The sequence below is a fragment of the Bradyrhizobium sp. S3.7.6 genome (assembly GCF_054061875.1).
In genome coordinates this window covers 7,238,028-7,264,201 of sequence record NZ_JBSSEQ010000001.1, presented here as the reverse complement: position 1 = coordinate 7,264,201, position 26,174 = coordinate 7,238,028, and the positions used below count along the sequence as shown (strand labels likewise).

Sequence of the window (26,174 nt, the reverse complement as noted above, 5' to 3'; positions counted from 1 at the left end):
TCCGTTCAATCTTGGATCAACCCTGCAGTGGCGTGTCGATGATCGCGAGCCGCTGCTCGTTCTGCTTGAAGTTGATGCTGGCGACGCCGAGCATGCCGCGCAGCTTTGCGTCCTCGACCTTCATTGGTCCGGGCGAGGGCGCGGTCCCCGGCGCGGGCTGCGGGAACGCAGTCGAGCGCGCGGTGTGGAAAGTGACGTTGCCCTCGACCTTCTGCATCACCTGATGGATATGGCCGTTCAGCACGGTGACGGAGCCGAAGCCTTTCACGTGTTCCAGCGCGCGGCCGCCGTCCTCGGTGCCCCAGCCCCATTCGGGATAGACCGTCCAAAGCGGGATATGCGCGAACAGCACGATCGGCGTCGATTTCGACTTGCCGCGCAGATCGTCCTCGAGCCAGGCGAGTTGCTCGGCGCCGAGATTGCCGAGACCGCCGCCCTTGAGGTCGACGACGTTGACGAGGCCGATGAAGTGTACGCCGCCGGCGTCGAACGAATACCAGCCTGCACCCTTGGTGCCGCGGCCGTAACGCTCGCGATAGAATTTCACCTCCTCGTCGAGAAAGTCATGCTCGCCAGGCACGTAGTGCACGTCGAGCTTGCTCTGCGAGATGATGCGGTCGGCATTGTCGAACTCGGCGGCCTTCGACAGGTGCGTGATGTCGCCGGTGTGGATCATGAAGGAGGGTTTTGCCGGCATTGCGTTGATCTTGTTGATGGCCTCCTCCAGCGTGCCGAGCGCGTTGGGGTTCGCCGGCTTGTCGAAGCCGACATGGCTGTCGCTGATCTGGAGGAAGGTCATGCCGGGCGCGGCCGCGGTCGCGGCCTGCGCGGAATCGATGATGCCGAGCGAGCGCGGCACGCCGCCCGTGATGGTCCAGAGCACCCCGGTGCCGGCCCAGGTCATGCATTCCAGCACCTTGCGGCGGCTGACGCCGTCCCCGTGATCGTGTCCGCTCATCGCACGTCTCCACTTCGCCCGGAATTGGGCTTCGGGGAGGTGATTGGGGGAGGGGGAGACTTATTCCCGGATGCGATGACGTTTTCGTGAGGTGGTAGGGTCTCGTGTCCCGGACGCGGTGCAGCGCCCAAAAGCGCGTTCACGCGCGTCTTCGACGCGCTATGGCGGTGCGCCGCAGAGCCGGGACCCACGCGGCTCGGGTTGTCTGGGCCCCGGCTCTGCGCAGCAGCGTTGCACGCTGCAGCGCGTCCGGGGCGCGAGACTTATTTCGCGAATTCCCGCACGGCGGCTACCACGCGTTCCGGCACTTCCTGCGCCACGCAGTGCCCGGCACCCTCAAAGACCATCGTGCTGACACGCGGAATCAGCGACACGGCGCGTCGCGCCATCTCCTTGTAGATCGGCCCCGACTTCGCGGCGGTCGCGACGCGGACGGGGCATTCGATCTCGGCGAGCCCTGCAAACGGGTTGCCGCGGGCATCGCCGACATAGACCTGCTCCATCGCCTCGTAGATCGGACGCAGGATTGCGAATTCGATCTCGGGCGTGCAGCAAAGCCGAACCCGGCCATTCTCCAGCGGTACGAAGCCGTGTTGGACATAGGCCCGGAGCGAGGTCTCGGTCCAATCGGCAAACGCCGGCGCAGCGCGGTAGCGCTCGAACACGGTGTCGGCACTGTCGAACTCGGCCCGCCGGCGCAGCGTGCCCTGGACGCGAGCGAGGGACTCTTCGTTCAATCCCCCGGGCCGCGCCGCGCGCGGGTCCATCACGGTCGGCTCCATCACGAACAGGCGTGTGAAGCGTCCGGGCCGAAGTTTCGTCGCGAGCAGAAGATCGGTCGCGCCGGCGCTGTGGCCGATGCCATAGACGTCGCGCAGATCGAGCGCATCGATCACCCGGCAGACATCCTCGGCATAATCAAGGAAATGATAGGCATCGGGCTTGTGGCTCGCGCCGTGGCCGCGGCGGTCGAGCGCATAGACGGTGTAGCTCGATGCAAGCTCGCGCGCGACCTCGTCCCAGACGTCGGCGACGAAACCGGTGCCGTGCACGAGCAGCGCGGGCGGCCTCCCGCTCTCGCCCCATTGCAGCATGGCGATCTCTGTGTCGGCCGGGCCGATTGAAAAGAGATGCGGGCTGATCATGGTTGGGGCGCTACTTCGCATCCTCCAAAATCATCGTCGCACCCTTCTCGGCGATCATCGCGGTCGGCGTGTTGGTATTGCCTGACGTTATCGTCGGCATGATCGACGCGTCGATAATGCGCAGGCCGCTCAGGCCGTAGAAACGCAGCCGCTCGTCCACCACCGCCATCGGATCATTCGCCGCGCCCATCTTCGCGGTGCCGACGGGATGGAAGATGGTGGTGCCGATGTCGCCGGCGGCCTTGGCGAGCGAGGCATCGTCGTCGCCGACGGTGGGGCCGGGCAGATATTCGCTCGGGCGATATTTGGCGAGCGCCTTCTGCTGCATCAGTCGCCGCGTGGTCCGGATGGCGTCGGCGCCGACCTGGCGGTCGTCGTCGGTCGACAAATAGTTCGGCGCAATGATCGGCTTCTCGTCCGCGCTCGCCGAGCGCAGCCGCACCGTGCCGCGCGAGGTCGGCTGCAGATTGCAGGCGCTCACCGTGATCGCGGGGAAGCGGTGCAGGGGATCACCGAACTTGTCGAGCGACAGCGGCTGCACGTGGAACTGGATGTTGGCGCGGGCGCGCGTCGCGTCGGAGCGGGTGAAGATACCGAGCTGCGACGGCGCCATGGTCAGCGGTCCGCGACGGCGGAAGGCGTAGTCGAGCCCCATCAGGCCACGGCGGAACAAATTGTAGTAGGTCTCGTTCAGCGTGCGCACGCCCTCGACCTTGTAGATCGCGCGCTGCTGGAGGTGGTCCTGGAGGTTGCGACCGATTCCGGGCTTGTCCATCACGATGTCGATGCCGAGCGGCGACAGCCAGTCGGCGGGACCAATGCCGGAGCGATGCAGCACCTGCACCGAGCCGATGGAGCCTGCCGAGAGGATCACCTCGCGCTTGGCACGCGCCTCGATGACCTCGCCATTCTGGATGAAGCGCACGCCGACGGCGCGGCCCTGCTCGATGATGAGACGGTCGACCAGCACGTTCTTCTCGAGCCGCAGGTTGGGACGGTTCAGCGCCGGCTTGAGGAAGCCCCGTGCGGACGACCAGCGCCGACCGCGCTTCTGGTTGACGTGGAAATAGCTGGTGCCTTCGTTGTCGCCGGTGTTGAAATCGGGAATGCGCTTGATGCCCATCTCCTCGGCGGCGTCGCCGACGGCGTCGAGAACGGCCCATGACAGCCGTGGCGCCTCGATGCGCCAGCCGCCGCCGGTGCCATGATGCTCGCTCGCACCGAGGAAGTGATCTTCGAGTTTCTTGAACAGCGGCAGCACGTCGTCATAACCCCAACCGGTCATGCCGAGCTGGCGCCAGTGGTCGTAATCGGCGGCCTGTCCGCGCATCGAGATCATGGCGTTGATCGCCGAAGAGCCGCCGATCACCTTGCCGCGGGGATAGGCCAGCGAGCGGCCGTTCAGGCCCGGCTCCGCCTCGGTCTTGAACATCCAGTCCGAGCGCGGATTGCCGATCGCGAAGAGATAGCCGACCGGAATGTGGAACCAGATCCAGTTGTCGTCGCCGCCGGCTTCGAGAATGAGGACGCGATTCCCTGATACGGCCGAGAGGCGGTTGGCGATGATGCAGCCGGCCGTGCCGGCTCCGACGACAATGTAGTCAAACTCACCTTCGAGGCGCCTCGGCATTCTGCTTCCACCCAAACAGGCGTCATGCCCGGGCTTGTCCGGGGCATCCACGCGCTTTCCGTCCTAATAGTCAGACGTGGATGGCCAAGACAAGCTGGTGACAAGCCCGGCCATGACGAGAGCACAGGGGACCCTCGATCCACGGGAGTTAGGTGGACTGGTGCTTGCATGGTAGACAGTCCTGTATTCCCAACAAGGCTTGAGACCCTCCATGCCCATCGTGAACCGCGTCGCCGACCTCCAACCCGATATTCAGGCCTGGCGCCGGGACATCCACCAGCATCCGGAGCTGCTGTACGATGTTCACCGCACCGCAGCATTCGTTGCGGACCGGCTGCGCGAGTTCGGCTGCGACGAGGTTGTGACCGGCCTCGGGCAGACCGGCGTGGTCGGCGTGATCAAGGGCAGCAAGCCGGCCGGCGACGGGCTCAAGGTGATCGGCATGCGTGCCGACATGGACGCGCTGCCCGTCGACGAGCAGACCAACCTGCCTTACGCCTCCAAGACTCCGGGCAAGATGCACGCCTGTGGCCATGACGGCCACACCGCGATGCTGCTCGGTGCGGCCCGCTACCTCGCCGAGACCCGCAACTTCGCCGGCGATGCTGTGGTGATCTTCCAGCCTGCCGAGGAGGGCGGCGCCGGCGGCGCGGCCATGGTCAAGGACGGCCTGATGGAGCGCTTCGGCATCGAGCAGGTCTACGGCATGCACAACGGCCCGGGCATCCCGATCGGCTCGTTCGCGATCCGGCCGGGCCCGATCATGGCGGCGACCGACGAGGTCGACATCATGATCGAGGGCCTCGGCGGCCATGCCGCGCGTCCGCACAAGTGCATCGATTCCGTGCTGGTCGGCGCGCAGGTGATCACCGCGCTGCAGTCGATCGTCGCCCGCAGCGTCGATCCGCTGGAATCGGCCGTGATCTCGATCTGCGAATTCCACGCCGGCAATGCCCGCAACGTCATTCCGCAGACTGCGACGTTGAGGGGCACCATCCGCACGTTGTCGCCGGAGGTGCGCAAGCTGGTCGAGAAGCGCGTGCACGAAGTGGTGGCGGGCGTGGCGCAGATCACCGGTGCCAAGATCGACCTGCACTACAAGCGCAACTACCCTGTCGTGAACAACCACGCCGCGGAGACCGAGGTGGCGCGGCGCATCGCCAGGAACGTTGCCGGCGAGGCCAATGTGCACGAGATGCCGCCGCTGATGGGCGGCGAGGATTTCGCCTACATGCTGGAAGCGCGGCCCGGCGCGTTCATCTTCTGCGGCAACGGCGACAGCGCCGGTCTGCATCACCCCGCCTACAATTTCAACGACGAGGCGATCGTGTTCGGTACGTCCTATTGGGTCAAGCTGGTCGAGGAGTCGCTCGCGGCGTCTTAACGCCGAACCGAAGCACAAACGAAGAGGGCCCGTGCATCGCACGGGCCCTTTGTCTTTGCGGAATGATCGGCTCAGAAAATCTGCGAGAAGATCACATACAGCGTGGCCGACAGCGCGATCGCGCAGGGCAGCGTCAGCACCCAGGCCATCAGCAGGTTGCGGATGGTCGCCATCTGCAGGCCCGAGCCGTTCGCGGCCATGGTGCCGGCGACGCCGGACGACAGCACGTGGGTGGTCGAGACCGGCAGGCCGAACACGTCGGCGGCGCCGATCGTGGCGGCGGCGACCAGCTCGGCGGAGGCGCCCTGTGCGTAGGTGAGATGGGTCTTGCCGATCTTCTCACCGACGGTGACGACGATGCGCTTCCAGCCGACCATGGTGCCGAGGCCGAGCGCGATGGCGACGGCGACCTTCACCCAGGTCGGGATGAACTTCGTGGCGCTATCGAGGCCGCCCTTGTAGGCGTTCAAGGTCGCGACCTCTTCCTTGTTGAGGTCGTTTTCCTTGTCCTTCATCAGGAAGCGGATCGCTTCCGAGGTCAGGTACATGTCGTTACGGGTGTTGCCGACCACTTCCGCCGGTACCTTGTTGAGCGAGCCGTACTTCGCGACCTGGTCGCCGACATCCTTCACCAGCACCGACAGCGAGGGGTAGGTGCCTTCGCTGATGTGGTGCGAGGTGATGTACTGCGTCACCGCAGGACGGGGATCGCCGATGATCGAGTGACCGGCGCCCTTGGCCGCGATCACCTTGGAGGCTGCGTCCGAGACCTTCTGGAACTGGGCGACCTGGCTCTCCGGCAGCGCGCGGTTAAGCGCGTAAGCGGTCGGCACGGTGCCGATCAGGATCAGCATGATCAGGCCCATGCCCTTCTGGCCGTCGTTCGAGCCGTGGGCGAAGCTGACGCCGGTGCAGGTTGCGATCAGCAGGCCGCGGATCCACAGCGGCGGCGCCTTGTTGCCTTCGGGCGCGGCATAGAGCGCAGGGTTGCGCACGATGAACTTGAGCAGCAGCAGCAGCACGGCGGCGCAGATGAAACCGAACAGCGGCGACAGCAGCAGCGCGTAGCCGATCTCGGTGGCCTTGCTCCAGTCGACGCCCGAGGTGCCGTCGCGGCCGCGCATGACGGCATTGGCGATGCCGACGCCGATGATCGAGCCGATCAGCGTGTGCGAGGAGGAGGCGGGCAGGCCGAAATACCAGGTACCGAGGTTCCAGATGATCGCGGCGATCAAGAGTGCGAACACCATGGCGAAGCCGGCGCTGGAGCCGACCTGGAGGATCAGCTCGACCGGCAGCAGCGAGACGATGCCGAACGCGACCGCGCCGGAGGACAGCAGCACGCCGAGGAAGTTGAAGAAGCCCGACCACATCACCGCGAATTCAGCCGGCAGCGAATGGGTGTAGATCACGGTCGCCACCGCGTTGGCGGTGTCGTGGAAGCCGTTGACGAATTCGAAGCCGAGCGCGATCAGCAGCGCGACGAACAAGAGGATGTAGGGCAGGAAGGTCGTCACCTTCGTGCCGGTCGCGTTGACGTCGACATAGATGCTGTAGGCAACGAACAGCAGGCCTGCGGCAAGGATGCCGAAGAACAGGATCATCGTGAGCGGGTTAAAACCCTTGTCGAGATTTGGCCTGGAAGCCGGCTGGACAGGCGTCGGATCGCCTACCGCACGGTCGAATGCAACATCTGTCATTTTTGGACGCCCCTTAACTAATTTGAAGGGCTATTGTCCGCGATGGATTTGAAGGCTGGATGACAGCTGCGTCGTAAAGTCGCTTTCCCTCCAGTATTTGCCAGTATTTAGGCGGCGCGTGCGGCTTTCTTCTGCAAGCCGGCGGCAATCTTCAGGTCTTCGACAAAGCGCTGATATTCCAGCACTTTGGCTTCCGGATCGGGCAGTCGGAGCAGATAGGACGGGTGCACCGTCACCAGCGCCTTGCGGCCGTCGGGCAGGTCTATGAGCCGGCCACGGGTCTTGCCGATCGGGATGATCTTGCCGAACACGCTTTGCGCGGCGGTGGCGCCCATTGCCACGATGAGCTCGGGCTGGATTGCCGAAACTTCCCGCTCGTACCATTGCCGGCACGCCCGGATCTCCGGCGTCGCCGGCTTCTGGTGCAGACGGATCTTTCCGCGCGGCACGAATTTGAAGTGCTTGACCGCGTTGGTGACGTAGACCTTGTTGCGGTCGACGCCGGCTTCCTGAAGCGCACGGTCGAGCATCTGGCCGGCCGGGCCGACGAAGGGGTGGCCGGCGAGGTCTTCCTTGTCGCCGGGCTGCTCGCCGACCAGCATGATGGTCGCGTCTTTCGGGCCCTCGCCGAACACGGTCTGCGTCGCGTCCTTGTAGAGCGGGCAGGCGCGGCAATGCGCGGCCTCCTCGCGGAGCGCTTCGAGATCGTCGGCAGCCAGCTTGCGTGGCATCGGAGCCTCCGGCCGCTTCTGGGGCTTGTGCGGATCGGTTGCGGCATTGGCGATCATGGCGCCGGTCATGCGCTCGGCGTCCTCGATCAAGGGCTTAATGATCGACGCCTCGGGCAGGTTCCTCCAGTATTTCTTCGGCATCTCCGTCTGCATTGCCTTCACCTTCAGCCGCGCCGGATTGAAGATGCTGGCGTAGTAGCGCCGCCAGGTTTCCTCCAACCGGTCTTCGCCGGGTGCTTCGTTCTTGCTCACGCCCGACGTGAACGAGAGCGCGTGGCCGTCCCAATGCGCACACAGATCGGGTGTCAGGATCGACCAGGGCATGTCGGCGAAGCGCTTGGCAAAGAACGGCGCGGCAAGCTCGACGATGTGATGCTCCGGCTCGAACCAGGCGACGTAATGCGCCGCGCGCTCGCGTCCGATCTCGCGGAAGCGCACGAAGGCATGCATCTTGTGCTCGTCGCGATGGACTGCTCTTGCCATGGCGGTGACTTGCGCGACATCGGGATCGGTCGCGACCTCGATGAGATCGTGATTGTCTTTCAAGCGCCAGAGCAGGCGATAGAGGATCGCAAAGCGCTCGCCGTCGCGATGCAGGATCGCGGCCTTGGCGAGCTCGACGAATTTTGCCGAGACGTTGAAGGTGCCGTCGTTCACCTCAAATATCGGAGACGGCGCGGGCGGTGCGAACAGCTCGGCTTCGCCGCCTTGTACGGTCCAGGTGGCATCGGTTGGCGGCACATGATGCAGCACGAGCGACCGCGCGGCTTTGCGCCAGCCGTCGAAATCGGTTTCGGTGTCGAGGGTGATGTACTGCATCAGAAGCCAAACCCCAGTTGTGTTGCCTTCGGCTTGAACCGTTCGATCAGCCGCGCCTCGTCGAGGCGGTGCGGCGCGGGGCGGTGATCGCTGAGGACGATGAAAGGCAGCGCCTTGTTGCGGGGCACGTGCAGCCGCGCGAGATCGGAGAGGCGGATCGTGGTGGTGCGCCGGGTCGCGATGATGCGTTCGACCGCCTTGGTGCCGAAGCCGGGCACGCGCAACAGCTCCTCGCGGCTGGCGCGGTTGACGTCGAGCGGGAAGCGGTCGCGATGGCGCAGCGCCCAGGCGAGCTTCGGATCGATGTCGAGCGGCAGCATCGCGTTGTCATCGACGATCTCCGCAACGTCGAAACCGTAGAACCGCATCAGCCAGTCGGCCTGGTAGAGCCGGTGCTCGCGCAGCAGCGGCGGCTGTACCAGAGGCAAAGCGCGGCTGGCATCGGGGATCGGGCTGAAGGCGGAGTAATAGACGCGCCGCAGCCTGTAGGAGCCATAGAGATTGGAGCTGGTGTGGAGAATGGTGTGATCGGAGGCCGCGTCGGCGCCGACGATCATCTGCGTGCTCTGTCCGGCGGGCGCGAAGCGCTGCGGCCTCGCCTTCGTCTTTGTGCTGCGGTTTTCCTCAGCCTCGTCGAGCTTCAGCCGCAGCCGGCCCATGGTGCGGCGGATCGCGCGCACATCCTTTTCCGGTGCGTATTGCTGCAGGCTCGTCTCCTCAGGCATCTCGATGTTGATGGAGAGGCGATCTGCATATTTGCCGGCTTCCGCGATCAGCGCGTCGTCGGCCTCGGGAATGGTCTTGAGATGGATGTAGCCGCGAAAGTGATGCTCCTCGCGCAGTTTGCGCGCGACGCTGACCACCTGCTCCATGGTGTAGTCGGGGCTGCGGATGATGCCGGAGGAGAGAAACAAGCCCTCGATGTAATTGCGCCGGTAGAAGTCGAGCGTGAGCTTGACCACTTCGTCGATGGTGAAGCGGGCACGCGGCACGTTGGAAGAGGCGCGGTTGACGCAATAAAGGCAGTTGTAATTGCAGGCGTTGGTCAGGAGCACTTTGAGCAGCGAGATGCAGCGTCCGTCCGGCGCGTAGGAATGGCAGATGCCCATGCCCGGTGCGGTCGAGCCCATGCCCTTGCCGTCGCTGGAATCCCGCTTCTCGGTGCCGCTGGAGGCGCACGACGCATCGTATTTGGCGGCATCAGCCAGAATCTCCAGCTTGCGTTGTACGTCCATCGTGGAATCCCTTTGATTCAGCTTACGAATCCGGATGAGCACCAATTCGATTGACTCCCCGGCCGCTGTTAGCTTTATATTAGAACATATCATGAACAAATGAGCCAGCCGCAGGTTCTTATTTTTGAGAACCTCGGCAATCACCTCTGAAGGAGCGGCGTATATGAGCGGCGCACGGATGAACGCGCTTGCGACCTTGCGCGGCCAGATCGAGCGCATCGAGACGGCGGAGGTCGTGCATCAGCACGATCGCGTCGCGCTCGGCCACGACGAGGTCGACAGCGCGCTGAAGGGCGGGCTCGCGCGCGCGGTGATCCACGAGGTGTTTTGCGAGGGCCGGCAGGGAACCGCCGCGACGGGTTTTGTCATGGGGCTTGCGGGGCGTGTCTCGCGGCGCCGGCCGCTGCTGTGGGTGCGGCAGGATTTTTCGGAACTCGAGACCGGCGCGCTGTCGATGAGCGGGCTTGCCGAGATCGGTCTCGATCCGCGCCGCGTGGTGATGGTGCGCGCCGCCGATGTCGAGAGCGCGTTGCGGACCTCGGCCGATGCGCTCGCCTGCGACGCGCTTGGCGCCGTCGTGCTCGAGCTCTGGGGTGAGACGCGGCAGTTCGATCTCGTGGCGAGCCGTAAGCTGACACTGGCCGCGCAATCGTCCGGTGTCACCGGCCTGATGTTGCGGATGGCCGCGCAGCCGCTGCCCTCGACCGCGGAGACGCGATGGATGCTGCGCGCGGCGCATTCGCCGCCGGGCCCGGCATGGAGTGCCTGGGGCGCGCCGCGCTTCGATGCCGAGCTCTTGCGCAATCGTCATGGCCCCTGCGGCCGGTGGATCATGGAATGGAAATGTGATGAGTGCCAGTTCTCTGAACCGTCGACGTATCCTCAGCCTGTGGCTGCCACGCCTGCCCATCGATCGGATTCAGCGGTTCTTCGGCGCGCTGGGTAAGACCAATGATCCGAGCATCGTCGTCATCAAGGACAACAATGCGCTGGTGATCCATGCGCTGGACGAAGCCGCCGAGCGCCTCGGCTTGCACATCGGCCAGCCCCTGGCCAATGCACGGGCGATGTGTCCGGACTTGAAAGTGTTCGACGCCGATGTCGTGGCCGATGCGAAGACGCTCAGCGACGTCGCCGACTGGTGCGATCGCTTCACGCCGCTGGTGGCGCTCGATCCGCCGCACGGGCTGTTTCTGGACATCACCGGCTGCGCGCATCTGTTCGGCGGCGAGGCTGCGTTGTTGCAGACCTTCGTCCGCGGGCTCGCCCGTCAGGGTTTTGCCGTCAGCGCGGCGATCGCCGGCACCTCGGTCTGCGCGCGCACGCTGACGCGGCAGGCCTCCGGCACCATCGTCGCCGATGGCGGGGAGGCGGCGGCGGTCAGCCGGCTGCCGGTGTCCGCGCTCGGTGCGGGCGAGGCCATCACCACGGGCCTGCGTCGCGCCGGCCTGAAAACCATCGGCGATGTCGCCTCGCGCGAGCCGCATGAGATCACGGCGCGGTTCGGCGCGCGGTTCTCCACGCTGCTCGCGCATGCGCAGGGGCATGGCGATGCCCCGATCAATCCGCGCAAACCGCTGCCGGATTACATCGTGGAGAAGCGCTTTGCCGAACCGATCGCCACCGACACCATGATCGCGATGACGCTGTCGCGGCTGGCCGACACGCTGATCGCGTCCATGGAGAAGCAGGGCAAGGGTGCGCGGCGCCTGGAAGCCGCCTTCTTTCGCACCGACGGCGTGGTGCGCGCGATCATGGTCGAGACCGGGCGGCCGGTCACGCAAAGCAAAGTCATCGACCGGCTGTTCCGCGAGCGCCTCGATGCGCTCGCCGATCCGCTGGATCCCGGCTTCGGTTTCGACATGGTACGACTGTCGGCAAGCCGCACCGAGATCGTGGTGCAGGAGCAGCGCGATCTCGACGCCCATGTCCATGACAATGACGAGCTCGCCGCGCTGATCGACCGCATCGCCGCGCGCATCGGCGGAAAGCGCGTCGTCGTGCATTTGCCTGAGGATACCCATATCCCGGAATGTGCGGTGCTGGCCGCGCCTGCCCAGCACCATCTCGCCGTGGCCATGCAGGCCGAATGGCCGGCGCGCGCCGAGAGCGAGCCGCCGCTGCGCCCCCTGCGGCTGTTCGACAGACCGGAGCCGATCAAGGTGCCGTTCGCGACCGTGCCCGACGGCCCGCCGCATCAGTTCACCTGGCGGCGCGCGCTGCATGCGGTGGTGCGGGTGGAAGGGCCCGAGCGCATCGCGATGGAATGGTGGCGGCAGGACGGCAAGCAATTGACGCGGGATTATTTCCGCATCGAGGATGCCGAAGGCCTGCGCTTCTGGATCTTTCGCGACGGTCTTTACGAAGGAGAGGTGTTCGACGACGAAGGTAAACCCATTCCCCCCAACTGGTATGTGCACGGTCTCTTCGCATGAACACGCCCGCTTATGCCGAGATCGGCATCACCACCAACTTCTCCTTCCTGCGCGGCGGCTCGGATCCGCGCGCCTATGTGCATCAGGCGAGCATCCTCGGCATTCCCGTGATCGGCATTGCCGACCACAACACGCTCGCCGGCGTCGTGCGCGCCTACAAGGAGCTCGACAATGACAAGGTGCTGCACAAGCCGAAATTGCTGATCGGCGCGCGCATCGTTTTCATCGACGGAACGCCCGACATTTTTGTCTATCCGCGCGACCGCGCCGCCTATGGCCGGCTGTGCCAGCTCCTCACCAGGGGCAAGCGCGGCGACGACATCACGCGGATCGAGAAGGGCGAATGCCATCTCACTTTTGTCGACCTTCTTGAGTTTTCCGAGGGCCAGCTCCTGGTCCTGACGCTGCCGCATCGCTTCGAGCCCGCGCAGGCGCTGGATGTTCTCGCCAAGCTTAAGGACAGCCGCGCCGAGGGCGTGTGGCTGGCGGCGAGCCTGGTCTATCGCGGCGACGACCGCCGCCGCCTGGCGCGGCTCGATGATCTCGCCGCCAAAGCAAACGTGCCGCTGCTCGCAACCAACGAGGTGCTCTATCACCATCCCGGCCGCCGCCCGCTCCAGGACGTGCTCACCTGCATCCGGGAAAAGACCACGATCGAGGCGGTCGGACGGAAGCTCGAAGCCAATGCCGAGCGCTTCCTGAAGACGCCACGCGAAATGTCGCGGCTGTTCCGAGATTTTCCCGAGGCGATCGCGGAGACCATGCGCTTTGCGGGCAAGATCGATTTCACGCTCGACCAACTCAAATACCAGTATCCGGACGAACCTGTGCCGCGGGGCAAGACCGCGCAGGGGCATCTGGAGGATCTGACCTGGGCGGGCGTGCAGACATATTTCGGCGGCAACATCGATGACAAGCTTCGCGCGACCCTGAAGAAAGAGCTCGCGCTGATCGCAGAGCTGAAATACGCGCACTACTTCCTCACCGTGCACGACATCGTGCATTATGCGCGCAGCCAGAACATCCTGTGCCAGGGGCGGGGATCGGCGGCGAACTCAGCGGTCTGCTACGTGCTCGGCATCACCTCCGTTAATCCGACCAGCGTCGATCTCCTGTTCGAGCGCTTCATCTCCAAGGAGCGGCTGGAGCCGCCTGACATCGACGTCGATTTCGAGCATTCGCGGGCGCGAGGAGGTGATGCAATATGTCTATCGCCGCTACGGCCGCCACCGCGCCGCGATCATCGCCACGATCATCCATTACCGCCCGCGCAGCGCCATCCGTGACGTCGGCAAGGCGCTGGGCCTGACCGAGGACGTCACCGCTGCGCTTGCCGACACCGTCTGGGGAAGCTGGGGCAAGGGCCTCAACGACATGCAGGTCAGGCAGGCCGGGCTCGATCCCAACAATCCCATGATCAACCTCGCGGTCGAGCTCGCGACCGAGCTGATCGAATTCCCGCGCCATCTCTCCCAGCATGTCGGGGGCTATGTACTGACGCAGGACCGGCTCGACACCTATGTGCCGATCGGCAACGCCGCGATGGACGACCGCACCTTCATCGAATGGGACAAGGACGACGTCGACGCGCTCAACATGATGAAGGTCGACGTGCTCGCGCTGGGCATGCTGACCTGCATCCGGAAATGTTTTGATTTGATCGACCACCACAAGGGCAAGCGCTGGGTGCTGGCGAGTGTCCCTCAGGACGATCCCAAGGTTTACGACATGCTGTGTGCTGGGGAATCCCTCGGCGTGTTCCAGGTCGAGAGCCGCGCCCAGATGAACATGTTGCCGCGGTTGAAGCCGCGGACCTTCTACGACCTTGTCATCGAAGTCGCGATCGTGCGGCCGGGGCCAATCCAGGGCGACATGGTGCATCCCTATTTGCGACGGCGTAACGGGATCGAGAAAGTGACCTATCCCTCGCCATCGCCCGAGCATGGTCCCGCGGATGAGCTCTACAAGGTGCTGCACAAGACGAAGGGCGTGCCGCTGTTTCAGGAACAGGCCATGCGAATCGCGATCGAAGCAGCAAAGTTCACCTCCGAGGAGGCTAACGGCCTGCGCCGCTCAATGGCGACCTTCCGCAATGTCGGCACCATCGGCCAATACGAGGAGAAGCTGATCGGCAACATGGTCGCGCGCGGCTACGATCCCAACTTCGCCAGAAGCTGCTTTGACCAGATCAAGGGCTTTGGCTCCTACGGTTTTCCAGAGAGCCATGCCGCGAGCTTTGCTCAGCTCGTCTACATCTCGTCATGGCTGAAATATCATCACCCCGATGCGTTCTGTTGCGGCCTGTTGAACTCGCAGCCCATGGGCTTTTACGCGCCGGCGCAGATCGTCGGCGACGCCCGCAAGAACGGCGTCGAGGTGCGCGACATCGACGTATCCTGCAGCTTTGCGCAAAACACGCTGGAGAACACCGACGGCAAATACTGCGCCGTGCGCCTGGGCTTCCGTCAGATCGACGGCTTTCACTGGCTCGATCCCGATGAGGAGTTGCTCAAAGAGGCGCAGGCGAAACGGCAAGGCAAGGTCTACGTCACTCAGAAAGACTGGGCCGACCTGATCATCGACGCCCGCAACAGCGGTCCCTTCACCTCGCTCGAAGACTTCGCCCGCGACACCGGGCTGCCCAAGCGTGCGCTGATCCTGCTCGCGGATGCCGACGCGTTCCGCTCGCTCGGCCTCGACCGCCGCGAGGCGCTGTGGCAGGTGCGGCGGCTGCCCGACGACGTGTCGCTGCCGCTGTTCGAGGCCGCGACCGCGCGCGAGCAGCCGGACGAGCACGCAAAACCGTTGCCGGAGATGCCGCGGGCCGAGCAGGTGGTCGCGGACTACCAGACCATCCGGCTATCGCTGAAGGGCCATCCGATGGAATTTTTGCGCGAGATGTTTTCGCGCGAGCGTGTGGTGGCCTGCAGGGACGTCAGCCATGAGAACGAGCGGCGCCGCGTCCGCTGCGCCGGCGTGGTGCTGGTGCGGCAGCGGCCGGGCAGCGCCAGCGGCGTCGTGTTCATGACGCTGGAGGACGAGACCGGCATCGCGAATGTCGTGGTGTGGCCCAAGATCATGGAGCAGTACCGCAAGGAGGTGATGGGCGCGCGCCTCATCCTGGTCGAGGGCTATATCCAGAGCAGCCCCGAAAAGGTGACGCATCTCATCGCCCAGCGCATGGTCGACCGCTCGCACGATCTGGTCGGCCTCGCCAACGACGCGCTGAGCCGCAAGCATCCGGTGCCGGCAGGCGCCGATCTGATCGAGCCCCTCAACGACGATCCCGGGGCCCACGCGGATATGCCGGCGCAAAAAATCCGTCACCCCCGCAACGTCCGCATCCTGCCGCCATCGCGGGATTTTCATTGAGAATGTGACGCAGAATGTCGCCACACCGTCATTGCGAGCGCAGCGAAGCAATCCAGACTGCCGCCCGCGGAAAGACTCTGGATTGCTTCGCTGCGCTCGCAATGACGAGCTTGTTGAGCCGGGCCGTGTCAGACTCTCGGTGTCATACCCCGCGAAAGCGGGGTATCCAGTACGCTGCGGCCCCTCGGCTCTAGCCGAGCCGTCTCTGGAATACTGGGTCGCCCGGTCAAGCCGGGCGACGACAGTGTGCTCGTCTCAAAAATTCACCCGGTTCGAGATCGCGCCGTCCACGACGAGATTGGAGCCCGTGGTGAACCCCGACACCGGGCTTGCCAGAAACACCGCCGCGCTTGCGATCTCCTGTGGCGTTGCCATGCGGCCCGTCGGATTGCGCTTCATCGCATCATTGTAGCGCTCCGGCATCTTCTGCTCGATCATATTCCAGACGCCGCCCTTGAAATAGACCGTGCCGGGCGACACCACGTTGACGCGGATCTTCTTCTTTGCGTATTGCCGCGCCAATCCCTTGGCCATGTGGATCAGCGCCGCCTTGATCGGGCCGTAGGAGCTGGCGAGATCGGCCTGCGCCGCCGAGATCGAGGAGATGATGACGAAGGCGGCATCTCCGCTCTTTTCGCCGCTGGCCTCGAGGAACGGCCGCGCGGCGTCGAACGCATGCACGGCGCCGAGCACGTCGAGCCGGAAGTTCTGCTCCCAGGATGCTGCATCGTGGCCCTGCGCCATCGCGCCGGCATTGGCGAACAGCAGGTCGACGCCGCCGAGCTCCTTTGCAGCGGTCTCGATCCAAGATTTCAGCGCCGCGCCGTCGGTGACGTCGACCGGTCCGCCGCTGGCACGGATTCCGCTTGCCTTGAGTTCAGTGACGGTCGCCGCAACCTGATCCGCGTTGCGCGCGCACACCGCGACATTGGCGCCTTCGCCGGCCAGCGTTGCCGCAATCGCCCGCCCGATGCCGCGCGTGCCGCCGAGGACGATGGCGTTCTTGCCTTTGAGACCGAGATCCATTGTTTGGTTTTCCTTTTTGTTGGTGCAAAGAGTGTAGCCGTTTCAGGAGACATGCTGAACTCTCCAATTCGTCATTGCGAGCGTAGCGAAGCAATCCAGAAATGCATCCGCAGAGACAGTCTGGATTGCTTCGTCGCAAGGGCTCCTCGCAATGACGACGCGGAGAGGCGGTTCCCTCACTCCGGTGCCGCCCCCACCGGCGGGCCGCCGGGCGGGCGGTGCAGGAAGGTCAGCGAGGCGTAGGCGCCGGCCCAAGAGCCGATCGCCGCGAAAGCGACATAGAACGGGTTTTCGGTGTAGCTGATCACGGCGTAGGAGGAGAGCAGGTACCAGACCGCGCTCCAGTTCGCCGCCGGCACGCGCTTGCGCGCGATCACGGCCGAGGTGAACATGACATAGACTGCGTCGGTGGCCGCCGTTGCGATGAACACGGCGCCTGCGGTGAGGGGATCTACGGCAGCCATTGCATTCCTTTCTGCGATCATGACATGGTCGCGAAAACTACAGCATGATCCGGAAAATGCGCAGCGGATTTCCGAAAGGATCATGCTCAAATCTGAAAGGGAGAGAAGCGGTCATGCAAAGCCCCGCCGATATTCTTAGGGATCTCTGGACCTCCATCGGCGGCGACAGGGCCGCGCTCGGACGCGTGCGGCTGACCGGCGAGGAGTCGCAAATTCCGTCCTCATTTCGCGTCGCTGTCGCCGGACAGACGACGATCGCCGCCGCCGGCCTTGCCGCCGCCGAAATCTGGAGACTGCGCAGCTGTGAGACGCAGGACGTCTCCGTCGACATGCGCCACGCCGTCGCCGAATGCCGTTCGGAGCGTTATTTGCGCCTCGACGACAAGCCACCACCGCCAGCCTGGGACGCCATCGCCGGTGTCTACAAGACCGGCGACAACCGCTTCGTCCGCTGTCACACCAATTTCCCGCATCATCGCGACGCCGTCTGCAACGTGCTCGGCTGCGAGCCCGAGCGCGACAAGGTTCAGGCCGCGTTGATGCAATGGAAGGGCGAGGATTTTGAAACTGCGGCCTATGCCGCGGGCGGCGTCGTCGCCCTGATGCGTTCCTACGACGAATGGTCCGCGCTGCCGCAGGCGCGCGCGCTCGCCGAACTGCCGCTGGTCTCGATCGAGAAGATCGGCGAGGCCCCGCCAAAGCCGTGGCCGCAGGGATTGTCGAACGGCGATCGTCCGCTTTCCGGGCTGCGCGTGCTCGATCTCTCGCGCGTCATCGCAGGCCCCGTTGCCGGTCGCACGCTCGCCGCGCACGGCGCGGATGTGCTGCTCGTCTCGGGGCCGGAGCTGCCGGCCATTCCCTGGCTCACCATCGATACCGGCCGCGGCAAGCTCACCACGTTGGTCGAGCTGAAAAGCGAGGCGGGCAGGGCGCAGCTGCGCGAGCTGTTGAAGGGCGCGGACATCTTCTCGCAAGGCTATCGCCCGCGAGCGCTCGCAGCCCTCGGGTTCGCGCCGGAGGATGCAGCGAACATCAATCCCGGCATCGTCTATGTCACGCTGTCGGCCTATGGCCATGCCGGCCCCTGGGCGGAGCGGCGCGGTTTCGATTCACTGGTGCAGACCACGACGGGCTTCAACCACGCCGAGGGGCAGGCCGCGGGCATCGACGGTCCCAAGGAATTGCCGGCGCAGATGCTCGACCATGCCACCGGCTATCTGATGGCGTTCGGTGCGATGATGGCCAAGGCACGCCAGGCCCGCGAGGGCGGGAGCTGGCACGTGCGCGTGTCGCTGGCGCAGACCGGACGCTGGCTGTGGAAGCTCGGCCGGCTCGATGGCGGCCTGGATACCCCGGATCTTACGGGCGAGGCCGTACATGCTGCATTCATCGAGTCCGTGCCATCTGGCTTCGGCACGTTGAAGGCAGTGCGCCATTCTGCGCTGCTGTCGACCACGCCGGCGCGATGGAGCCGCCCGGCGATGCCGCTCGGCAGTCATCCGCCACAGTGGCCGGCGCGAAACTGACGTGAAGCTGACGCGATGCAATATTTTAACGCAAACGGAAAGGTGGCTGGCGTTTTTTAGGTTGTTTGAAATCCCAATTCAGCACTATTAGCGCGACCGATAAGGCAGGCGTCTGCCGAGATCGTCGCAGACTTGACCGGGCCCCATGGTAGTTGAAAATACCAAGCGATTGCAGGTGTTTACAAAACAACGGGTGATCACATCCGTAGTTTTACTGGCACTCGCCTGCGCCGGTGCCTATGGCTTCCTGCGTGCGGGGGCCAAGGAAAAGAGCCACTCCGAGGTCTCCAGCCAGTCGCGCAGGAATGCGCAGAATTTCACGCCGACGCCGTCCGAGTGGGCGACGCTGACGATCGAGCCGGTCAAGGCCAAGACCTTCCGGGCCGAATATGTCACCGAGGGCAAGGTCGCGGTCGACGAGGATCGCTCGACGCCGGTGTTCTCGCCCTATGCGGGCCGGGTGACCAAGCTGCTCGCCAAGCCGGGCGAGATGCTGAAGCAAGGTCAACCGCTGTTCACGATCGAGGCCGCCGACACCGTGCAGGCCCAGAACGATTTCATCGCGGCGATGACCGCGCAGAACAAGGCGAAGTCTGCGATCGATCTTGCCGACATCCAGTTCAGGCGCGCCAAGGACCTCTATGAGGGCCGCGCCATTCCGCTGAAGGACTATCAGCAGGCCGAAACGACCCAGGTCCAGGCGCAGAACGACGTGCGCTCCTCGGGGACGGCGCTGGAAGCCGCGCGCAACAAGCTGCGCATCCTCGGCTTCACCGACGAGACCATCAAGGCATTCCAGGACAAGGGCGTCATCGATCGGGAGATCACGATCTATTCGCCGATCTCCGGCACCGTCGTGCAGCGCAAGATCGGTCCGGGCCAATACGTCAATTCCGGCGCCAGCGATCCGGTCTTCGTGATCGGCGACCTCTCCACGGTCTGGCTCACCGCCTTCGTGCGCGAGAGCGATGCGGCCGCGGTGTGCATCGGCCAGGACATCAGCGTCAACGTGATGGCGCTGCCGGGCCACCCCCTGACCGCCAAGATCAACTACGTCGCCGCCGCCATCGATCCCAACACCCGCCGCCTGCTGGTTCGCGCGACCATCGACAACAAGGACGGCCTGCTCAAGCCGGAAATGTTCGCCAACGTCACGATCTATTCGGCCGGCGACCGTGCCGCGCCGGCGGTGCCGAAGCAGGCTTTGATCTACGAGGCCGACAAGGTCCGCATCTGGGTCGCGCGCGAGGACAAGTCGGTCGAGCTGCGCCAGATCAAGACCGGCCTCATCAATGGCAATTTCGTCGAGGTCACCAGCAATCTGAAGCCAGGCGAGCAGGTCGTCACCAAGGGCAGCCTGTTCATCGACCGCGCGGCGTCCGGTAGCTGATCGACGACCCAAGAAAATTGAAGACCTGAATGGATCGTCTCGTCGCCCTTGCCGTCAACCGGCGCTTCCTGATGGTCGGGATGTTCTTCGCCGTGCTGATCGGCGGCCTGATCGCGTTCAACCAGCTCAACATCGAGGCCTATCCCGATCCGACGCCGCCGATGGTCGACATCGTGACGCAGAGCCCGGGCCTGTCGGCGGAAGAGATCGAGCGCTACATCACGATTCCAATCGAGACCCAGGTCGCGGGTCTGAAGAACCTCACGACGATCCGCACCATCTCGCTCTACGGCCTCTCCGACATCAAGCTCCAGTTCTCCTTCGCCTACACCTATGACGAGGCGCAGCAGCAGGTCTTGAACCGCCTGGCGCAGCTCGCGCCGCTGCCGGGTAATGTGCAGCCGCAGATCTCGCCGCTCAGCCCGATCGGCGAAATCTTCCGCTACCGCCTCGTCGGTCCGCCGAACTACAGCGTGCTCGATCTCAAGACCATCCAGGACTGGATTCTGCAGCGCCGCTTCCGCGCCGTGCCCGGCGTCATCGACGTCACCGGCTGGGGCGGCAAGAGCAAGACCTACGAGCTCCAGGTCGATTTCAACAAGCTGGTCGCCAACGGCCTGACACTGCCGCAATTGCTCCAGGCGGTCAGCAATTCCAACGTCAATGTCGGCGGCAACACCGTCAATATCGGCCAGCAATCGGCCGTGGTACGCGGCGTCGGCCTGATCCGTTCGATCGACGACCTCGCCAACACCATGGTCTCGCAGACCAACGGCAATCCGGTGCTGGTCAAGGACGTCGCCACCGTCACTGTCGGCCAAAAACCCCGTCTCGGCATTGCCGGCATCGACGATTCCGACGACATCGTGCAGGGCATCGTCCTGATGCGCCGCGGTGAGCAAAGCTCGCCAACCATCAAGCGCGTCCACCAGCTCGTTCAAACCATCAACAACTCCAGCATCCTGCCGCCCGGCGTGCGCATCGAGCGCATCTACGATCGCGGGGACCTGATCGAACTCACCACCCACACCGTGTTGCACAACATGGTGGTCGGCATCCTGCTCATCGTACTGTTGCAGTGGATGTTCCTCGGCGATCTCCGCAGCGCGCTGATCGTCGGCGCCACGATTCCGTTCGCGCTGTTCTTCGCCGTGATCATCCTGGTGCTACGCGGGGAATCCGCGAATCTGCTGTCGGTCGGCGCGATCGATTTCGGCCTCATCGTCGACGCCACCGTCATCATGGTGGAAGCGATCTTCCGCCGCCTGACGCAGACCACGCCGGTGTCGGAATCCGAGCAGATGTCGCCCGAGACGCTGTTCGGCATGAAGAGCCACGCCATCCTCAGCGCCGCCGCCGACGTGTCGCGCTCGATCTTCTTTGCCGCCGCCATCATCATCGCGGCGTTCCTGCCGTTGTTCACGCTGTCCGGCGTCGAGGGCAACATCTTCGGGCCGATGGCGCGCACCTATGCCTATGCGCTCGCCGGCGGGCTGCTCGCGACCTTCACGGTTACCCCGGCGCTGTCCGCGATCATTCTGCCTGCGCATCTCGAGGAGACCGAGACGAGGGTCATGCGGATCCTGCACCGGATCTACATGCCGGTGCTGAATTGGGCCGTCGCCAACCGCGGCATCATGCTCGGCGGCGCGGTCGGTCTCGTGCTGATGACGGTGGCGCTCAGCCGCCTGCTCGGCCTCGAATTCCTGCCCAAGCTGGAAGAGGGCAATCTCTGGATCCGCGCCACGCTGCCGCCGACCATCTCGCTCCAGGAAGGCAACACCTACGTCAACGAGATGCGCAAGCTGATCCGTGCCCGGCCCGAGGTGGAATCCGTGGTGTCGCAGCATGGCCGCCCCGATGACGGCACCGACGCTGCCGGCTTCTTCAACGCCGAGTTCTTCGCCCCCCTCAAGCCCGCAAGCCAATGGCCGGGAACGCACGACAAGGAAGAGTTGACCGCGCAGCTGTTGAAGCAGCTCGACGATCGCTTCCCCGGCGTCGAATTCAACTTCTCGCAATATCTCCAGGACAACGTCTCCGAAGCCGTCTCGGGCGTGAAGGGCGAGAACTCGATCAAGCTGTTCGGCAGCGATCTCCAGGCGCTCACCGACACCGCCAACAAGATCAAGTCGGTGCTGGCGACAGTGCAAGGCGTCACCGACCTTGCGGTGTTCACCTCGCTCGGGCAGCCGACCATTCAGATTGACATCGACCGTGCCAAGGCCGCGCGCTATGGGCTCGCGCCCGGCGACATCAACGCCACGATCAAGGTCGCGATCGGCGGCGATACCGCGGGCGATCTCTACGAGCCGGGCTCCGATCGTCACTTCCCGATCATCGTCCGCCTCGCGCCGGAATATCGCAGGAGCGCCGAGGCGATCCAGAATTTGCGCATCGGCGCGCCTGGCCCCAACGGCACCGTCACGCAGATTCCCCTGAGCGAGGTCGCCACCATCAGCCTCGTCTCCGGTGCCGCCTACATCTATCGCGAGCAGCAGGAACGCTATCTGCCGATCAAGTTCTCGGTGCGCGAGCGCGACCTCGGCAGCGCGATCCGCGAGGCGCAACAGAAGGTCGCCGAGCAGGTGCAGCTGCCGCCCGGCGCGCACATGGACTGGGTCGGCGAGTTCGGCAATCTCCAGGACGCCATCCGCCGGCTGTCGATCGTGGTGCCGATCTCGCTGGCGCTGATCGGCGTGCTGCTCTGGTTCAATTTCGGCTCGATGACCGACACGCTGCTCGCCATGAGCGTGATTCCGATGGCGATCTTCGGCGGCGTGCTCGGTCTCTTGATCACCGGCACCGCCTTCAGCGTCTCCGCCGCGATCGGATTCATCGCGCTGTTCGGCATTGCGGTCATGGACGGCATCATCATCCTGTCGCAGTTCAACCAGCTGATCGAAGAAGGCATGGACCGCGTGAGCGCGGTGATACGCACCGGCGAGTTGCAGCTCCGGCCGGTGCTGATGACCTGCGTCGTTGCCGGCGTCGGCCTGCTGCCGGCGGCGCTGTCGGAAGGCATCGGCTCGCAGGTGCAGAAGCCGCTCGCCGTCGTCGTCGTCACCGGCATGATGCTCGCGCCGGTCGTGATCCTGGTGACCTTGCCGGTCCTGATCTCCTTCTTCTCCCGCCGCGCGCGCTGATCGCGCGCCGTCGCCGCGCCTCAGAATCCGTAGAGACGCGCGGGATTGTCGACCAGGATCTTCTTGCGCACCTCCGCATCCGGCGCCCACACAGGAAGCTGGTTGAGGAGCCGGCCGTCTTCGATCTGATAGAAGGGCGCGATGTCGGTGGGCTTGCGTCCCTCGACGGGGCTGGAATCCGGATGCGGCCAGTCGGTGCCCCAGACGATGCGGTCCGGGTTCGCCGCGATCAGCGCCCGGGCATAGGGCACCATGTCCTGATAGTCGGGCGCGAGGTTCGACGAGCGATAGGCTCCCGAGATCTTCACATAGGCCTTGCCGGATTTGACGAGCGCGACCAGGTCGGAGAATCCCGGCTGCTCCAGTCCGAGCGACGCCTCGAGGCCGCCGAAATGGTCGAACACGGCCGGCACGGGCGAAGCCAGCACGAGCTCCTTGATCGCCGAGATCATCGGCAGCGTGGTGTAGAGCTGCACGTGCCAGCCGCGCGCCTTCATGCGCTCGACGGCGGCGGTGAAGCGCGCGCGGCCGACATTCGGATCGCTGACGCCGCCGGTGGCGAGATTGATGCGACTGCCGCGAAAACCGTCCGCCTGCATCGCGTCGAGCTGTGCTTCGGTCGTCTTGTCGTCGATCACGGCCACTCCGCGCGCTGTCGCGCCGCGCGCCTTCATGCCGAACAAGGTGGAGGAATTGTCGGTGCCGTAGACGCTCGGCGTCACGATCACCACGCGCTCGATATGCAGCGCCTTGTGCAGCGCCGCCATTTCCTCGGGGCTTGCCGGTTCCGGCGTATAGACGCGCCCCGCGAAGAACGGAAACTTTTCGACGTCACCATGGATGTGCGTGTGGCAATCGCAGGCAAGGGCCGGAACGTCGAAATCGACCGGCGTCGCGGGCTGCGCCGCACGGGCGTGAGCTTTGTTGGTCATGGCTACTCCGGCGGCAAGGGAGGCAAGCAGGACGCTGCGTCGGTTGAGCATGGTTCTCTCCCTGCTTCGTTATTTTTGAGGTGGGACCGGAACGGTATCACATCAGCCGGGTAACCAACTCCGCTTCGCTGCATAGCTGCTCGACAAGATCCGCAAGCCGGCGTGAGCCGTCGATCCGCACGACCGGGCAGGGCAGGCCCGCGAGCCAGGCTTCATCTTTTGTGAGACTGCGGCCCTCGCGATCGCCGGCTTCGTAGCGCGAGGCCCATTCGACGAACGACTCCGTCTCCTCATGACGCCAGCCACCCTGTGCGACGGCATCAGCTCCGAAATGCGTAGCCTCGCGGCCACGCAGGCGCTGCAAGCGAAGCTCGCGCGGCGTCGTCACGAAGACGACAAGATCGAAGAACGGGACGAGCTCGTCGCCCCAGCCGGTGACGGTTCCGCTCAGCACCCAATCGAGACGCGGCAGAAACATTTCGCGCATCAGGCGCAGACGATCCGCGGCAGTGCGTGTCGTCTGGTAGGGCGGCGCGGTCGGCAGCCAGAAATAATCGTCGCTGTCGTGATGCGGCAGCGCAAGCCGGCCGGCGAGCGCGCGACCGAGCGTCGTCACGCCGGAGCCCGAAGCTCCCATCAGATGGATGCGGCGGCTCTTCATCGGCATCAGGCCAGACGATTTGAAACTACTGCCCCGACGGCGTGCGCAGGCCGTGCCAGGCGTCGCGGACCTGCTGGTAATGCACCTCGGGCAGATAGTCCGGCGTGTTGAGGCTAAGCGTCTTGACGTCGAGATGGCCGACGGCGCTGAGCAGCGTGTAGGAGGCGATGACGCGGTCGCGCAGTGCGCCGATCAGGCGGGCCTTGGCCTGGATCAAATCGGCCTGCGAGTTCAGCACGTCCACCGTCGTGCGCTGCCCGCCGGCGGCCTCGCGCTGCACGCCCTGGAGCGCGACGGTCGCGGCCTTCACCTCTGATTCGGAAGCGGAGACCGTGATCTTGGCGCCCTCATTGGCGACCCAGGCGCTGGTCGCCGCCGTGCGCGCCTGGTTGCGGACCTGGTCGAGCACGAGCCGGCTCTGCGCCGTGATCTCCTTGGCCTGTCGGGTCTGTGCGGCGGCCTGGCCGCCGTCGTAGATCGGCGCGGTGACGTTGGCGACGATCGAGGCCTGGTCTTCGGCGATGGTGCTCAGCGTCGGGTCGTTGCTGCGGCTCTTGCTGGCGCTGCCCTGAAGACTGGCGCTCGGCAGCAGCGCGCCCTCGGCGACGCGGATGTTGGTCGAGGCGACATCGACGTCGAAGCCCGCCGCCATCACCGCCGGGTGCTGGCGGATCGCCGTCGTCAGCGCATCCTCGCGGCTCTTCGGCAGATAGCGGTCGACGACTTCGGCGGGCCGAAGCTGCGTTGGCGCATTGCCGATCACCTGCGCGTAGACCGCCTGGCTCACCGCCAGCGCGACTTCCGCGGCGTTGAGATCGGCGAGCCCCCGGCTGAGCCGCGCCTCGGCCTGGGCGCTGTCGGTCGGCGTGACGTCGCCGGCGTTGAGGCGGCGCTGAGTGACGGCGAGCGTCTCGCGCAGGAACGCGACGTTGGAGCGTTGCGCCTCGACCAGTGACTGGTTGGCGAGCACGTTGGTGTAGGCGGTGACCGCGTCGAGCAGCACGCCCTGACCGACATTGCGCAGCGCCTCGCGGCCGGACTGCACCTGAAGTTCCGCGGCGCGGACGCTGTTGGCGGTGCGGAACCCGTTGAACAGGGTCTGCGTCACGGTGACGCCGATGATCCACGGCTTCAGATTGGCGGTCTGGATCGTGTTGTCGGGCAGCAAATTGCGCACCGATTGCAGGCCGGCGCTGAGGCTTGCCACGATCTGCGGCCGGTAGCCGGCGAGCGCCTGCGGCACGTTTTCATCCGTGGCGCGTTGCCGCGCGCGCTCGGCATTGAGCTGCGGGTTGGTCTGGTAGGCCTTGGCGAGCGCCTCCGGCAGGGCTTCCGCCCATGCGGCTGAGGGCAGGGCGCAACAGAGCGCCAGCGTGGTCCATGTCGCAAGCACAGGACCCACGCCCGATCGATGCCGCGTCATCACGCGACCAACTCTGGCGGCACGCCCAATCATGTAATCCTGCTAAACCCCGGCTGTCCGCCCCCGCCGACGGTGGCCTCTTAACTGTTTAACCAGCCGGGGTCCCGCAGGCAAACTGCCGCGGGGAAAACCCCCATCTATTCCGTGCTTGTTGCAGGTGCGTCACAGGGTTTCTGCACCAGAGCGGCGAAGCCTTA

Annotated in this window: 19 protein-coding genes; 8 read left to right on the top strand and 11 right to left on the bottom strand. The window is 65.0% G+C overall.

Going from position 1 to position 26,174, the window contains the following annotated elements:
* Positions 1–16: 16 nt before the first annotated feature.
* The 3 genes from ACVJ5M_RS35275 to ACVJ5M_RS35265 all read right to left on the bottom strand — a co-directional run bounded on the left by ACVJ5M_RS35275 (position 17) and on the right by ACVJ5M_RS35265 (position 3,733).
* Entirely contained in the window at positions 17–958 is a 942-nt protein-coding gene (locus tag ACVJ5M_RS35275; protein WP_063984627.1) for a metallophosphoesterase family protein, read from the bottom strand.
* A gap of 263 nt (positions 959–1,221) precedes the next feature.
* Positions 1,222–2,103 (bottom strand): alpha/beta fold hydrolase, encoded by an 882-nt coding sequence (locus ACVJ5M_RS35270; RefSeq protein WP_063984626.1) that lies wholly within the window; start codon positions 2,101–2,103, stop codon positions 1,222–1,224.
* A 10-nt stretch (positions 2,104–2,113) separates the two neighbouring features.
* Positions 2,114–3,733 (bottom strand): GMC family oxidoreductase, encoded by a 1,620-nt coding sequence (locus ACVJ5M_RS35265; RefSeq protein WP_063984625.1) that lies wholly within the window; start codon positions 3,731–3,733, stop codon positions 2,114–2,116.
* A 211-nt stretch (positions 3,734–3,944) separates the two neighbouring features.
* Here ACVJ5M_RS35265 and ACVJ5M_RS35260 point away from each other — a divergent pair, with 211 nt between their 5' ends.
* Positions 3,945–5,117 carry a M20 aminoacylase family protein gene (locus ACVJ5M_RS35260; RefSeq protein WP_063984624.1) on the top strand — a complete coding sequence of 391 codons (1,173 nt, stop codon included), beginning with the start codon at positions 3,945–3,947 and terminating at the stop codon, positions 5,115–5,117.
* Positions 5,118–5,188: 71 nt separating this feature from the next.
* Here ACVJ5M_RS35260 and ACVJ5M_RS35255 read toward each other — a convergent pair whose 3' ends face one another.
* From ACVJ5M_RS35255 to ACVJ5M_RS35245, 3 genes are all read right to left on the bottom strand, one after another.
* Complete coding sequence (locus tag ACVJ5M_RS35255) at positions 5,189–6,817, bottom strand: inorganic phosphate transporter (protein WP_063984623.1); 1,629 nt, start codon at positions 6,815–6,817, stop codon at positions 5,189–5,191.
* A 107-nt stretch (positions 6,818–6,924) separates the two neighbouring features.
* Entirely contained in the window at positions 6,925–8,367 is a 1,443-nt protein-coding gene (locus ACVJ5M_RS35250) for a UdgX family uracil-DNA binding protein (protein ID WP_354095224.1), read from the bottom strand.
* On the bottom strand, positions 8,367–9,602 hold the full coding sequence (locus ACVJ5M_RS35245) for a putative DNA modification/repair radical SAM protein (RefSeq protein ID WP_231144422.1): 1,236 nt from the start codon (positions 9,600–9,602) through the stop codon (positions 8,367–8,369). The genes ACVJ5M_RS35250 and ACVJ5M_RS35245 overlap by 1 nt, the downstream gene beginning before the upstream one ends.
* 163 nt (positions 9,603–9,765) lie before the next feature.
* Between ACVJ5M_RS35245 and ACVJ5M_RS35240 the strand changes: the two genes are divergently transcribed.
* The 4 genes from ACVJ5M_RS35240 to ACVJ5M_RS35225 are packed head-to-tail and all read left to right on the top strand — an operon-like array spanning position 9,766 to position 15,409.
* Positions 9,766–10,548 (top strand): ImuA family protein, encoded by a 783-nt coding sequence (locus tag ACVJ5M_RS35240; protein WP_063984620.1) that lies wholly within the window; start codon positions 9,766–9,768, stop codon positions 10,546–10,548.
* Entirely contained in the window at positions 10,451–12,037 is a 1,587-nt protein-coding gene (locus tag ACVJ5M_RS35235) for a Y-family DNA polymerase (protein ID WP_063984619.1), read from the top strand. Before ACVJ5M_RS35240 ends, ACVJ5M_RS35235 begins: the two co-directional genes overlap by 98 nt.
* On the top strand, positions 12,034–13,323 hold the full coding sequence (locus ACVJ5M_RS35230) for a PHP domain-containing protein (protein ID WP_456679592.1): 1,290 nt from the start codon (positions 12,034–12,036) through the stop codon (positions 13,321–13,323). Before ACVJ5M_RS35235 ends, ACVJ5M_RS35230 begins: the two co-directional genes overlap by 4 nt.
* The gene (locus tag ACVJ5M_RS35225) at positions 13,235–15,409 is read left to right on the top strand and encodes an error-prone DNA polymerase (RefSeq protein WP_456679591.1); all 2,175 of its coding nucleotides are present in this window, start codon (positions 13,235–13,237) and stop codon (positions 15,407–15,409) included. Before ACVJ5M_RS35230 ends, ACVJ5M_RS35225 begins: the two co-directional genes overlap by 89 nt.
* Positions 15,410–15,664: 255 nt before the next feature.
* On the opposite strand, the gene ACVJ5M_RS35220 is transcribed toward ACVJ5M_RS35225, so the two are convergent.
* Together ACVJ5M_RS35220 and ACVJ5M_RS35215 are read right to left on the bottom strand one after the other, a co-directional pair.
* Complete coding sequence (locus tag ACVJ5M_RS35220) at positions 15,665–16,435, bottom strand: SDR family NAD(P)-dependent oxidoreductase (RefSeq protein WP_063984617.1); 771 nt, start codon at positions 16,433–16,435, stop codon at positions 15,665–15,667.
* A 176-nt stretch (positions 16,436–16,611) separates the two neighbouring features.
* Positions 16,612–16,899, bottom strand: a complete 288-nt coding sequence (locus ACVJ5M_RS35215) for a hypothetical protein (RefSeq protein ID WP_063984616.1) — start codon at positions 16,897–16,899, stop codon at positions 16,612–16,614.
* Between the two features lie 113 nt (positions 16,900–17,012).
* On the opposite strand from ACVJ5M_RS35215, the gene ACVJ5M_RS35210 reads away from it, so the two are divergent.
* From ACVJ5M_RS35210 to ACVJ5M_RS35200, 3 genes are all read left to right on the top strand, one after another.
* On the top strand, positions 17,013–18,425 hold the full coding sequence (locus ACVJ5M_RS35210; RefSeq protein WP_354099377.1) for a CoA transferase: 1,413 nt from the start codon (positions 17,013–17,015) through the stop codon (positions 18,423–18,425).
* Between the two features lie 145 nt (positions 18,426–18,570).
* Positions 18,571–19,815 (top strand): efflux RND transporter periplasmic adaptor subunit, encoded by a 1,245-nt coding sequence (locus ACVJ5M_RS35205; RefSeq protein WP_063984614.1) that lies wholly within the window; start codon positions 18,571–18,573, stop codon positions 19,813–19,815.
* Between the two features lie 29 nt (positions 19,816–19,844).
* Entirely contained in the window at positions 19,845–22,961 is a 3,117-nt protein-coding gene (locus tag ACVJ5M_RS35200) for an efflux RND transporter permease subunit (RefSeq protein ID WP_063984613.1), read from the top strand.
* Positions 22,962–22,981: 20 nt separating this feature from the next.
* On the opposite strand, the gene ACVJ5M_RS35195 is transcribed toward ACVJ5M_RS35200, so the two are convergent.
* From ACVJ5M_RS35195 to ACVJ5M_RS35185, 3 genes are read right to left on the bottom strand one after another with little or no spacing between them, the layout of a single operon-like run.
* Entirely contained in the window at positions 22,982–23,944 is a 963-nt protein-coding gene (locus ACVJ5M_RS35195; protein ID WP_063984612.1) for an amidohydrolase family protein, read from the bottom strand.
* A gap of 46 nt (positions 23,945–23,990) precedes the next feature.
* Positions 23,991–24,554: a P-loop NTPase family protein gene (locus tag ACVJ5M_RS35190; RefSeq protein WP_063986554.1), complete on the bottom strand. Its 564-nt coding sequence runs from the start codon at positions 24,552–24,554 to the stop codon at positions 23,991–23,993.
* Between the two features lie 25 nt (positions 24,555–24,579).
* Entirely contained in the window at positions 24,580–26,010 is a 1,431-nt protein-coding gene (locus ACVJ5M_RS35185; RefSeq protein ID WP_283018544.1) for a TolC family outer membrane protein, read from the bottom strand.
* Positions 26,011–26,174 lie beyond the last annotated feature (164 nt).

What these genes read in the sequence shown, in the direction of transcription:
- ACVJ5M_RS35195 (WP_063984612.1), bottom strand. Translation starts at nt 23,944, where the DNA reads ATGCTCAACCGACGCAGCGTCCTGCTTGCCTCCCTTGCCGCCGGAGTA.
- ACVJ5M_RS35255 (WP_063984623.1), bottom strand. Translation starts at nt 6,817, where the DNA reads ATGACAGATGTTGCATTCGACCGTGCGGTAGGCGATCCGACGCCTGTC.
- ACVJ5M_RS35210 (WP_354099377.1), top strand. Translation starts at nt 17,013, where the DNA reads ATGCAAAGCCCCGCCGATATTCTTAGGGATCTCTGGACCTCCATCGGC.
- ACVJ5M_RS35250 (WP_354095224.1), bottom strand. Translation starts at nt 8,367, where the DNA reads ATGCAGTACATCACCCTCGACACCGAAACCGATTTCGACGGCTGGCGC.
- ACVJ5M_RS35270 (WP_063984626.1), bottom strand. Translation starts at nt 2,103, where the DNA reads ATGATCAGCCCGCATCTCTTTTCAATCGGCCCGGCCGACACAGAGATC.
- ACVJ5M_RS35245 (WP_231144422.1), bottom strand. Translation starts at nt 9,602, where the DNA reads ATGGACGTACAACGCAAGCTGGAGATTCTGGCTGATGCCGCCAAATAC.
- ACVJ5M_RS35230 (WP_456679592.1), top strand. Translation starts at nt 12,034, where the DNA reads ATGAACACGCCCGCTTATGCCGAGATCGGCATCACCACCAACTTCTCC.
- ACVJ5M_RS35200 (WP_063984613.1), top strand. Translation starts at nt 19,845, where the DNA reads ATGGATCGTCTCGTCGCCCTTGCCGTCAACCGGCGCTTCCTGATGGTC.
- ACVJ5M_RS35235 (WP_063984619.1), top strand. Translation starts at nt 10,451, where the DNA reads ATGAGTGCCAGTTCTCTGAACCGTCGACGTATCCTCAGCCTGTGGCTG.
- ACVJ5M_RS35190 (WP_063986554.1), bottom strand. Translation starts at nt 24,554, where the DNA reads ATGAAGAGCCGCCGCATCCATCTGATGGGAGCTTCGGGCTCCGGCGTG.
- ACVJ5M_RS35260 (WP_063984624.1), top strand. Translation starts at nt 3,945, where the DNA reads ATGCCCATCGTGAACCGCGTCGCCGACCTCCAACCCGATATTCAGGCC.
- ACVJ5M_RS35185 (WP_283018544.1), bottom strand. Translation starts at nt 26,010, where the DNA reads ATGATTGGGCGTGCCGCCAGAGTTGGTCGCGTGATGACGCGGCATCGA.
- ACVJ5M_RS35240 (WP_063984620.1), top strand. Translation starts at nt 9,766, where the DNA reads ATGAGCGGCGCACGGATGAACGCGCTTGCGACCTTGCGCGGCCAGATC.
- ACVJ5M_RS35275 (WP_063984627.1), bottom strand. Translation starts at nt 958, where the DNA reads ATGAGCGGACACGATCACGGGGACGGCGTCAGCCGCCGCAAGGTGCTG.
- ACVJ5M_RS35205 (WP_063984614.1), top strand. Translation starts at nt 18,571, where the DNA reads ATGGTAGTTGAAAATACCAAGCGATTGCAGGTGTTTACAAAACAACGG.
- ACVJ5M_RS35265 (WP_063984625.1), bottom strand. Translation starts at nt 3,733, where the DNA reads ATGCCGAGGCGCCTCGAAGGTGAGTTTGACTACATTGTCGTCGGAGCC.
- ACVJ5M_RS35225 (WP_456679591.1), top strand. Translation starts at nt 13,235, where the DNA reads ATGCAATATGTCTATCGCCGCTACGGCCGCCACCGCGCCGCGATCATC.
- ACVJ5M_RS35220 (WP_063984617.1), bottom strand. Translation starts at nt 16,435, where the DNA reads ATGGATCTCGGTCTCAAAGGCAAGAACGCCATCGTCCTCGGCGGCACG.
- ACVJ5M_RS35215 (WP_063984616.1), bottom strand. Translation starts at nt 16,899, where the DNA reads ATGGCTGCCGTAGATCCCCTCACCGCAGGCGCCGTGTTCATCGCAACG.